General features: G+C 33.7%; 8 protein-coding genes and 2 pseudogenes. 4 read left to right on the forward strand and 6 right to left on the reverse strand.

Annotated features, from left to right (window positions below):
• Positions 1–86: 86 nt before the first annotated feature.
• From F6K22_RS03615 to F6K22_RS03625, 5 genes and pseudogenes are all read right to left on the reverse strand, one after another.
• On the reverse strand, positions 87–2,297 hold the full coding sequence (locus tag F6K22_RS03615) for a GumC family protein (protein WP_293093373.1): 2,211 nt from the start codon (positions 2,295–2,297) through the stop codon (positions 87–89).
• 359 nt (positions 2,298–2,656) lie between these two features.
• A complete protein-coding gene (locus F6K22_RS03620) occupies positions 2,657–2,785 on the reverse strand; it encodes a hypothetical protein (protein ID WP_293093375.1) in 129 nt (42 codons plus the stop codon).
• A gap of 16 nt (positions 2,786–2,801) precedes the next feature.
• Positions 2,802–2,978, reverse strand: a pseudogene (locus F6K22_RS43015) (zinc ribbon domain-containing protein); the annotation flags it as partial.
• 99 nt (positions 2,979–3,077) lie between these two features.
• Positions 3,078–3,323 (reverse strand): annotated as a pseudogene (locus tag F6K22_RS41700) (transposase); the annotation flags it as partial.
• Positions 3,324–3,354: 31 nt separating this feature from the next.
• The gene (locus tag F6K22_RS03625; RefSeq protein ID WP_293093377.1) at positions 3,355–3,597 is read right to left on the reverse strand and encodes a hypothetical protein; all 243 of its coding nucleotides are present in this window, start codon (positions 3,595–3,597) and stop codon (positions 3,355–3,357) included.
• Positions 3,598–3,789: 192 nt separating this feature from the next.
• Between F6K22_RS03625 and F6K22_RS03630 the strand changes: the two genes are divergently transcribed.
• A complete protein-coding gene (locus F6K22_RS03630) occupies positions 3,790–4,083 on the forward strand; it encodes a transposase family protein (protein ID WP_293093379.1) in 294 nt (97 codons plus the stop codon).
• Positions 4,084–4,958: 875 nt separating this feature from the next.
• On the opposite strand, the gene F6K22_RS03635 is transcribed toward F6K22_RS03630, so the two are convergent.
• A complete protein-coding gene (locus tag F6K22_RS03635; RefSeq protein ID WP_293093381.1) occupies positions 4,959–6,191 on the reverse strand; it encodes a hypothetical protein in 1,233 nt (410 codons plus the stop codon).
• Positions 6,192–7,512: 1,321 nt separating this feature from the next.
• Between F6K22_RS03635 and F6K22_RS03640 the strand changes: the two genes are divergently transcribed.
• The 3 genes from F6K22_RS03640 to F6K22_RS03650 all read left to right on the forward strand — a co-directional run bounded on the left by F6K22_RS03640 (position 7,513) and on the right by F6K22_RS03650 (position 8,967).
• Positions 7,513–7,914, forward strand: a complete 402-nt coding sequence (locus F6K22_RS03640; protein WP_293093383.1) for a response regulator — start codon at positions 7,513–7,515, stop codon at positions 7,912–7,914.
• Positions 7,915–8,313: 399 nt separating this feature from the next.
• On the forward strand, positions 8,314–8,727 hold the full coding sequence (locus tag F6K22_RS03645) for an MAPEG family protein (RefSeq protein WP_293093389.1): 414 nt from the start codon (positions 8,314–8,316) through the stop codon (positions 8,725–8,727).
• A 78-nt stretch (positions 8,728–8,805) separates the two neighbouring features.
• Positions 8,806–8,967, forward strand: a complete 162-nt coding sequence (locus F6K22_RS03650) for a hypothetical protein (protein ID WP_293093385.1) — start codon at positions 8,806–8,808, stop codon at positions 8,965–8,967.
• The last annotated feature ends 1,063 nt before the right edge of the window (positions 8,968–10,030 follow it).

Here is a 10,030-nt window from a genome sequence, read left to right on the forward strand (position 1 = left end):
ACAATACGATTCAAATTAAATTATCCTAAATTTAAGGTGTAGTAGAGACCTTGAAATCAAAGTCTCTACAGTTATAAAAGCTATTATTAACTATTAACCTGGGTTACCACTCCTGCTGTAGATGCTGTAGCTCCAATGCTAGTTTTAGGTGAATCAGCAATCTGTGGTTCAGAGAGATCCAAATAATCCAATGTTTCCAATGCAAACTCTACAGGAAGATCGGCCCCGTTGACCACAACTCCTAAAAACTTAGGACCAGACTTAGTAGATTCATCCTCTTCATCATTTGTTAGCTGTTCTATAACTTCTGTCAACATACCTGATAGAGTATACTGTGGTCGAGTCACAATAATCATCCCATCAGTATATGGCTCTAGAATAAAAGCATCATTGTTCTGAGTCATACAAGGAGCATCTAGGATAACAAAGTCAAAACGATGTCGCGAGTCCGAAAGCAGCCTTTGCATTTCACTTGATTCAATGATTCTTCCTGGTTGTTTGACAACACCAGGACTAGGTACCACATAAAGATTTTCTATCTCTGGTACTTGTCGAATACAATCATTAATATCCCCATAATAACGAAGTGGTTCAGCATAGCTATGTGGATGAGGAAGAATTTTGAGAGACTCAGCGTTTGATGGAGACCTTAAGTCTGCTTCGATGACCAGTGTTCGTTTGCCTGCTCGTGCAGCAGCGATCGCCAAATTATAAGCACAAAATGTTTTCCCTTCTCCTTTAGCTCCACTACTTAAGACCAAAACTTTTGGAGTTTGACTTCCCTGACGGTGCAAATTTGTCCGCAACTTTTCATAGAATTGTAGATAAGGTGAATTACGCTCCAATAACAAAGGCATTTTCTCTAGATCCATATCTATATCTAGGTCAAAAAGCATCACATCAGGCAACAAACCCAATAACGGCACATCTTTTTCCTTTAAAGCTGTTTTGATTTCTTCCCAAGAATAGAACTTGCCAGAAAGCATTCCCAAGACAAAAATTAAACCTCCACCAACAACTATCCCTGCTAGTCCTCCTACTGCCATCATTAAAGGCATACTTTTTTCTCCTACCTCACCTTTCTTAGCAACAACAGCTTTTTGAGCAATGGCTAAACTGCTAGTTATCTCTGCCTCTGCTGCCTCAGCATCTTCTAAAGTAGTTTGCATATTATCAAGACGAGACTTCTTCAAAGCAACTTCTTCTTGTAAATTAGCTAATTCTAATTGCTTATCAGGGATAGTTTTATACTCAATTTCCAATTCCTTCTCAGTTTCAATAGTTGTTTGTAGCTGTCGTTCTAACTGCTCCTTTTGAGCTTTCAGAGAAATTAGGGTTTCTGACAACTGTTGTCTTGTAGGATCTAAAGAAGCATCAACTCGAATTTGATCTACCTGTCTCAATGGTGCTGCAATACCATTACCTCCTAAAACTTCTGCCGCACGTTGTTGTAGTTGTTTTTCTGCAACTTGTTTTTGCCTACGCAACTCAACTACAGGTGGATATTGTTCTGTAAAATCTAATAATAACTTATCTAACTCATTTTCTACTTGATACAACTGCACTCGGAGATTTGCTATAATTGGATCGGCAGCGAGTGCGCGCGCTACATAAGCTTGATCTGCAGTTAACCCTAACTGTTCCTCTAAACTATTAATTTGAGCTTCTACCCCTTCTAACTCTAACTTAATCTGAGTTTGTTGTTGTCGGACACCTGCGATCGCTGCTGGTAAAGCAGCAGCTCTTGATGTGATCAACAAAGCTTCTTCGTCTCTTTCAAATTTCTTTAGTTCCTGTTGAGCGTTTCTCAATTCTTCAATTGCTCCAGGCAAACGTTTTTTTACTTCATCAATAATAGTTGTTTGATAAGTAGCATTAATTTTTCTGCTTTGCTTGACGATTTCTGCCATCAGTACATCTACTGCTTCTACAGCTTTTTCTGCATCTGTATCTTCATAAGATACATAGTATATACCTGATTTTACAACTAATTGTGCTCCCTTCAGCTTTCTTGGGTCTACCAAAACCTTTTCTGCTGCTGCCTGTCTAACTTCATCATTTAGCAACATATCTGGGGTAACTGCCGCAGCTCTTTCTTGGATTGTACTACCAGTATTAGAAAATAATATAGGAGGACTAATACTCCTCAATGTACCTAGAATTGTATGTTTTGGTTCAGGAACTGGCTGCAAAGCAACTATTCCTGAAACACCTACTGCTACTGCGAAAGTTGCTACTCCCACCCACTTGTATTGCTCTAAAGCAATTAAATAACGTTTAACAATTGGTATAGCCATAATCCAGTTTGTATTGATAAATAGAATATATTCAGAATTTAGTTTTTAGCTATTCGAGCCATTGAATGTTTTATTCGATTAAATTTTTTTGCCAATATCCCTACCTTCAATAGATAGTCATATTTAATTTTAAATTGACTTGATTAGCTAATTACTTTACTACGTTAAAACAGAAAATCAATTCACACAATTAGATTGTAACAGAGGAAATAATCGCTTCAGAGCAAAGGCCACAGTTCTAGAGTGGACTAAGTTAGTGAACTTTCCAGTTTGGCCTTTTTATTGTCCCTCAGAGCTACTGTTCAACTTAGCCTTATACTGCTTCATAAAACCGATATAAAAGGTCATATAGGGATATTTTACTGTTTACTTCCTGTCTCTTGGTCAGCATTCCCTTGCGTCTTACGCCGACGCGGGGTCTGACCGCCTTCCACCGGAACTGTCGGCAGCACTCCGTCCACAGGTATTAACGATCGAGCTGACCGCATTTTTTAAATTTATACTTGCATTCAAATCTCTATCCATTGACAACCCACACTCGGGGCAATCGTAATTCCTGATATTTAAGGGCATATCTTGGACGTGACCGCAGTTTGAACAAGTTTTTGATGATGGAAAGAATCTATCAACGATTACTAATTCAGAGTCATGCCATCGTGTTTTATATTCTAGCTGTCTCGGAAATTCATAAAATTACTATCTGCTAACTCCTGCTAGCTAATTTGTGGTTAGTTAACATACCGCGAACATTCAAATCTTTTATGACAACAGTGCCGTGGTTCAAGGCTTACGTATGAGCGTGTCTTTACGAATGTTAGCTACCTTCGTGTGCAGTTTGGCAATTTTAAGTTGTGCTTTTTGCCAGTTAGCAGAACCTATTTCTTTGTGACGATTTAGATATTGACATCTAGAGAGTTTAGCCTCAAAGAGCTTATAGGACTTAGGGCTAACAAAAACTTCTCCCGTGTTTAAAGTTGCTAATGTCTTAATGCCTAAATCTACATCTACAACTTCAGTTTTGTTGGGTGTGGGGTCTGAATTAAATTCAAGGCTACAGCTAAGATACCAAGGTGATTAAATTAGTTATTGCTTCAATAGGTTCATAGGTTTTCACAACACCAATAAAAGGTAATTTATGACACCAATCATTAAGTTCTATTGATTTTCCACAGTTGTTAATTGTGAAGGAATCAGATTTACCTTTCTTATTAAACCTTGGATATTTACCGAACCCTTGAAAGAATCTTTTAAATGCTTCACCTAAGTTGATGAAAGCGTATTGATAAACCTTAGAGGACAAGTTTTTTATCCTTGGATAAAGAGGTTTTGTGTGATTGGTAAAAACTTCTCTAAGTTTTCGAGCATTAGGTTTATAGCCGTCTTTATGAGCAGCATTCTATTTATCAAGAGAGTTTGGGATTTGTTTGGGGTTGAAATTTGCTAAAGTTTTGGTAATAACTTTCCCATACTTACGAGAAAAAGTCAGGTAATTGTGTTACCTTTAGGTAAAGATATTGTTGATGTCGAAGCTGGAAAACCAGGAAAAAAGAGTGACATAAATTTTTTTCGTGAGACACAACAAAAATTATCTGAAAAACAAAAATTTAATGGGGATAAAGCTTATGTGGGAGAATCAGCAATAAAAACACCTAAAAAAAAGCCCAAAAATCAAGAATTAACCAGTCAAGAAAAGTGTCAAAATAAAGACCTTGCTGCTCAAAGAATTTTTGTAGAACATATAATTAGATTAATAAAAATCTGCGCGGGTAGCCCAAGAAAGATTTAGACTAAATCCTGAGAAATATAGCATTTCCCATAGTCATAAGGTACACCTAATACATCTTATATTTAACTCCTGTCTCCTGACTCCTGTCTCCTGACTCCTAAAGTTAAAAAACTTTGTACCTCACAAGTATGGGAAGTGCTATATACACAAATAATTATGACTATTTGTGGTCTTGTTAGATTACGAATAGGTACATTGATTTTGTAGTATTAAACTAACCTAACTGGAGATAGCAATTATTGAAATGATATGCCTATTTTGAGCTGCAATGTAAATAGTAAATATCTATAACACTGATTTTACGATCAAAATTAACTATCTTAGAGAGGTAGCGATCGCTCCCCAAAAGATAGTTATAGTAAGTGTTCGACTATTTTCGGAGATGTCTATTAGGAAAAATCAAATTTTTTCCTTTTTTGACAATTTGAAATATTGTTTATAGCGATTTTCCAAAATGTTGACTTGCATTGCTTCTGCCTCACAGGAGTGCGCATTCCCTATATTGGTCAGCATTCCCTATCTTGGTGCGCGTTCCGCAAGCGAGCTGTCGCACCCCGCGCTATCCCATCGCTTGCGTCTAACGCACCCCGTAAGATATGACCGCTTGGGTCTGTCGCACCCCGCGGTATCCCATCGCTTCTAGTGCCTTTAAGCCAAAATTTCTGTATTCTATGTTAATGAAAAGCGCTATAATTCCTTGGCTATTTTCTTGAATGAAAAATATCATTTCGTCGTTCATGGTGTTAATATAAGTAAGGTTAAGGGTTAAAAGTAAACAGTCAAAAACGATGCTACCCGACATGATATTAAACTTTCTTACTTCTTATTTCTTCTTTCTCCATTACTTTCACTATATTTAAGTGAATCGGTATTTATTAAAAGCAACAGAGGTTAATTTTTCCGAAATTAGTGCTTAAAGCAACATTGAGAGTCTCCATAGATTTAACTAGCCACCAAACCTTACCAGAAGTCGATCCTTGATAATGGTTAAACAGAATGGAAAACCTTTGTTCTAAATGAGGTTTAGCTTGGCGACAAAAGAGTACAATTTTTAATAACATACCAATAACTTTTATCGTCCCCAGATTATTAATTAAGTCATAAAAAACAAAATGTTTAGGTTTTTCTAGACTATCGATAACTATAAAATTTAATAACTTTTTACAAGTAGTTAAAATTAGAAAATCATTAGGTTTATTACTATTATTTTGAGACAAGGTATTTTGCAATTTATGATATAGTTTATGATTAAATTTTCGTTTGCCGTAACTATAGTCAATTGTATCAGTTAAGTATTCATATAAACCATCTTTAAAACTGCGATAAGAATAAGTTAAGTCACAATAGCAACGAAACATTTCAGCTTCGTTTCGCAATGTTTGACGACCATCAACTTTTCCAGTGAAATATTGGATAGCATCATTTAATTCTTCGTTTTTCATTAGAGTAGGATTTTCGACAGAATTGCTTTTTCTGGGCAACCTTTGATAAGTAATATATTTAGATAAATCTACTTCATATTTTTGTTGCTGCTTTTGTCTGATTTTTATAATTTCTTCTCGCTCTTCATCAGTGGTATCCTTATTGATAAAGCTGTTTTCATATAGATATGGATATCGATTAATTAATTTTCCCAGCGTCTTATCTTCAATTTTTGAATTTTCTTCAACTTCTTTGATAAACATCTGAGCCAAACGTTTTAAGGCCAGATATTTTTCAGTTTCAGTAAAACTGCTAGTCAAAGTCCGTATACGTTTAGAAGTCCAACAAGTAGCCAGGCGATTTGGTTTCAGCTGGAAAAGATTGACTAAGTCTGGAATTGATTTTTGCAGTTGTGGGGTTTGTAACCAACGGTTAATTAATATGTAGCAACTTCTGTTGAGGATATTATGAAAATCTTCTTCTTCAGGATCGGCATCAATAATTGTTTCCATTGCCTGCCAAATTTCGGGGATAAAGTATCCAGAAGCATCAATAAATAGAGTCTTAAAATTATCAATCGAATCTTCAGGCTCTTGGTGGCGGGCTAAATGTTGTAAATGCTGATAAAGTTGCTGTTCTTCTTTGGTGGATTTACGATTATTTTTAGTTGATAAATAGTTTGACATTTGTATAATACTCCCTGAAATTAATTATCAACTAATTTCAAGATGCTTTCAAAAAACTTAATTTTTGTGAAAATAAATTATTATATTTACTGGAATAAATCTTATAATCTATGTTCAATTGTGATTTAAAAGATATTAATAAGAGTAGTTCAAGCCAAATCTTTGAGATAATTGTAGTAAATTTAACTACTCTAAAATATTATTTATATTTGTATTTACAACCAAATATTCACGGCGGAATAGATATCCAAGACGGAAGAAATTTGTCAAATATAGGTTACACCCTTATAGGTCGATTATAGTCTAGAATCACTTAGCTTTATATGAAGATTTGGTAAAGAATTTGAGAGTAGGGCAGATTTTTTTTATGATAAATATACTGAGATACTTTCAACACAAATGTCTATAGTTGAGTGTTAATACGGATAATTTGTAATCAAATAATCACTAATAACCTATTTTTCACTATAAATATATAGGGGTTCTAATATTAATGAGGTATGGTATTTTTTTCTCTTCCTATTCCCTAAAATCCAAAAATTTTATACATTAATAGAGTGAACAAGGCTATAAGCAATTTGTCGTAAAATTGAACAAAAATTATAATTTGTGAGTAACATTAACTTTAGCAATTACTTCATAAACTAATGTATGAAGTTTGATATTCAAATTTAACAACTGGATTATTTTTGATAAAAGTTATTCAGCTTTGCTCTCCTGGTTAATAACAGAAATAAATATTATATATAGTTTTTTTTAATAATTATAAAATAAGTAGAAAAGAGAATAAGAAAAACTAATTCTAACTCCGTTTATAGTAAACAAATTTTATTTCAATTGTTTGATTAGGATACCTGCAATTTTCTATCTTTTGAAAGGTCAATTCAATAGTAGTTGATATTTTGTAATATTATAGGTACTTTCTAATCGGGAAATTTTAAAATTTATACTGTTTAGATAAATATTTGCGACAAATCTATATATACACAGTTTTGTAACATTTTTTAATCAAATTGGCACTGTATATGTAGACATTTTATTGTTAATGTGTAAGTATTCAGGTCCTATGGAAAAGCCTATAAATCTTGATGGATCAGTATTTCCAGCAATTTCCTTCAAAATCCTATTCTCAATTAAAGATTGCTACAAGCCTTTATTTTCCTGATTATTGAGAATGAGGCTTTTAAATTGCTGAGTCATTCGTTTTCAGAAGTCTCTCTATAACTGGGTTTGAGATACCTGAATCCTTACGTTAATGTAGAAAAATCTTGATTAATGTAGCAAAATAATAATCACAGAAATCAGAGCAACAGAGGATAAGATGACAAATGTTTTGGTGGTAGAAGATAATTCATTTAATTGGAAAGTATTTGAAAAAGTTTTGACAAAATTGGGTGGTTTTGCTGCTCAACTGAGGGAAGATGTAGAAACAATCATAGAAATTGTTAAAGCTAATAAAGCAGACATTATTCTAATGAATATTTGTCTGGAAAATAGTTATTATAATGGCAAACCAATCAATGGAATTGAAATTACTAAATTGTTAAAAGCAAATCCCCAAACCGCCAAAGTGTCTATTATGTTAGTCACCGCAATTGGCACTATACAGGATAGTGAACATTATATTAGGCTTAGTGGAGCAGATGGTTTTATGGGTAAGCCAATCGTAGATAATCAAATGTTTATCTCGCAAATAAAATCACTGATTTTTGCCAAATACTAATTTTGTTTTTTTGCCACTATAGCAATCCTATTTTATTCGTGTCAAAAATCTTACTGCTTTTTAGGGAACACTTAACTGGGAACAGGCAACAGGCAACAGGGAACAGGTGGGAGTTTCAGTTTTTTTTATTTACTTTTTGATTACCTGCGACCTATTTAGGATTGCTATATTAAAATCATCGTTGCTCATTACTCAAATATTCAAAAAGTATCAAAAAAACTATAGTCCCTAAAAAATAATAGTAGGGATTCCTATTTTACCGCTCAAATTTTGAGTATTAATAGGGAATTTTTCCTGACAAATAAAACCGCAGCTATAATTTACTTGTCAAAACTAAATATCAGAACTATGATATGACTATATTTGCCTAATATAGATTATCTTTCAAAAGCGATCGCTATGCTAGAAACACAAGCAATTCTATGGCCGAGTTTAGTCACAGTTGCCAGTTTATTAATGTATTTTGTTATAACTATCAATGTTGGTAGAGCTAGAGCTAAATACAAAATTATGCCGCCTCAAATGACTGGAGACAAAAATTTTGAGCGGGTAGTAAGAGTACAACAAAATACTTTAGAACAACTAATTGTATTTTTACCTTCTTTATGGCTTTTTTCTCTATTTGTTAGTCGAGTATGGGGTGCTGGTATAGGTTCGATTTGGGTATTGGGGCGCATCTTATTTGCTTGGGGTTATTATCAGGCAGCGGAGAAACGAACTCTAGGGTTTGGTATTAGTTCTTTAAGTACTATAGCTTTACTTATAGGTGCTTTGGTAGGAATAATACTACCTCTGTGGAAAACTATTTCATAGCTATAATAAATTTAGATAGAGGTGAGTTAAAATAGCTTCTATCTAATTTTAATTTTTGTTCAACATGAGGAAAAAACAATGTCTGAAAAACCGGTATTTAAGATTAATCAAAAACTTTTTAACCAACTGAATAATTGGCAAGAAAAAATGGAGGCGAAAGAAAAAAATGAAGCAGAAGCAGAAATAGATGTAAATAATCAAGATAAAAAATTGATTGATTCTCAGAAAGAAAAAGATTAGGGTGGCTTAAACAATTTGGAAAAAAGATTGTTAAGGTAGGGGTTTAGTTACTAAACCCTTACAGATGCTAGGTAGGAGGTTTTAAGTAGTAGGTAACTCTTAATGCTACGACCATACTAAATTCGTAAGCATTCAGCTATTAGCATTCAGCTAGCCTCCTGCGGAGGAACTGCGTTAACAGCTGTTAAAATAATCAAGCAAAGACTAAGATTAGCTGAGAGAAATATTTCATTTCCTGCGGAATACTGCGAAACATATTTCACTCCTTGACTACTAATTCCTTCTTCCCAGGTAACGAGTTAATAACTCATAGCTGATAGCTGATAGCTGATAGCTGACGGCTGAATGCTTACCTAAATTCAGTTTATCTTATTCCCAATCCTATTAGTTATTGCTCAGATTATTTGATAAAATTAGTATTAGACAGTCATCATAAATTTTAGATATTGACTTAAAAAAATAATTAAAAATTTCCACCACCGGGCAGCAAATTTTCCTATAAAAATAACCTTAAATGGTTAGTTATGTGGGAGCAATATTAACTCATATTAAGCTTAAGTAATAACAATTTCATAAAATGTTGCTAAGTAGTCACGCAAAATTAATTATACATACTCTCAAAGTTAAAAGCAGATTTTTTAAAGGTAATTGATTTTACCTAGGCACTTATAGCAGTGAGCTCTGGTATATTTGCAGTCCAAACCCTCTAAAGTAATCCTGAGTCAACCAAAATTGTAAATACATCAGCGCACTTTGCTATGTATTGACTTTACTGGTAGGTGGAGCTGATAAATGTAAATATCTTAAATAGTTTTGTACAGGATTTTAGTCTCACTATCTTTTGAAAATTTGGTATGATTTTTCTAATATCCACACTCTAAAAAAGCTACAAACAAATATTTTTGACCAGTAATCAAGTAGGTGGGTGTAAAAAAATATAAAACCAATAGGCAGATGCCAGATGAGCTCAGAGAAATTGTTTAATTACTATCCACAGTTATTACGTTCCGGTTTTCCCTCTCAACAATCATTTTCTATTTAATTTGACCTACCTACTTAAGTA

This window comes from Okeania sp. SIO2F4, assembly GCF_010672385.1.
Classification (GTDB): Bacteria; Cyanobacteriota; Cyanobacteriia; order Cyanobacteriales; family Microcoleaceae; genus Trichodesmium.

Excerpts from the sequence above, each read along its gene's own strand:
- F6K22_RS03645 (WP_293093389.1), top strand. The coding sequence starts at position 8,314 with ATGCTAGAAACACAAGCAATTCTATGGCCGAGTTTAGTCACAGTTGCC.
- F6K22_RS03640 (WP_293093383.1), top strand. The coding sequence starts at position 7,513 with ATGACAAATGTTTTGGTGGTAGAAGATAATTCATTTAATTGGAAAGTA.
- F6K22_RS03615 (WP_293093373.1), bottom strand. The coding sequence starts at position 2,297 with ATGGCTATACCAATTGTTAAACGTTATTTAATTGCTTTAGAGCAATAC.
- F6K22_RS03635 (WP_293093381.1), bottom strand. The coding sequence starts at position 6,191 with ATGTCAAACTATTTATCAACTAAAAATAATCGTAAATCCACCAAAGAA.
- F6K22_RS03620 (WP_293093375.1), bottom strand. The coding sequence starts at position 2,785 with ATGCGGTCAGCTCGATCGTTAATACCTGTGGACGGAGTGCTGCCGACA.
- F6K22_RS03650 (WP_293093385.1), top strand. The coding sequence starts at position 8,806 with ATGTCTGAAAAACCGGTATTTAAGATTAATCAAAAACTTTTTAACCAA.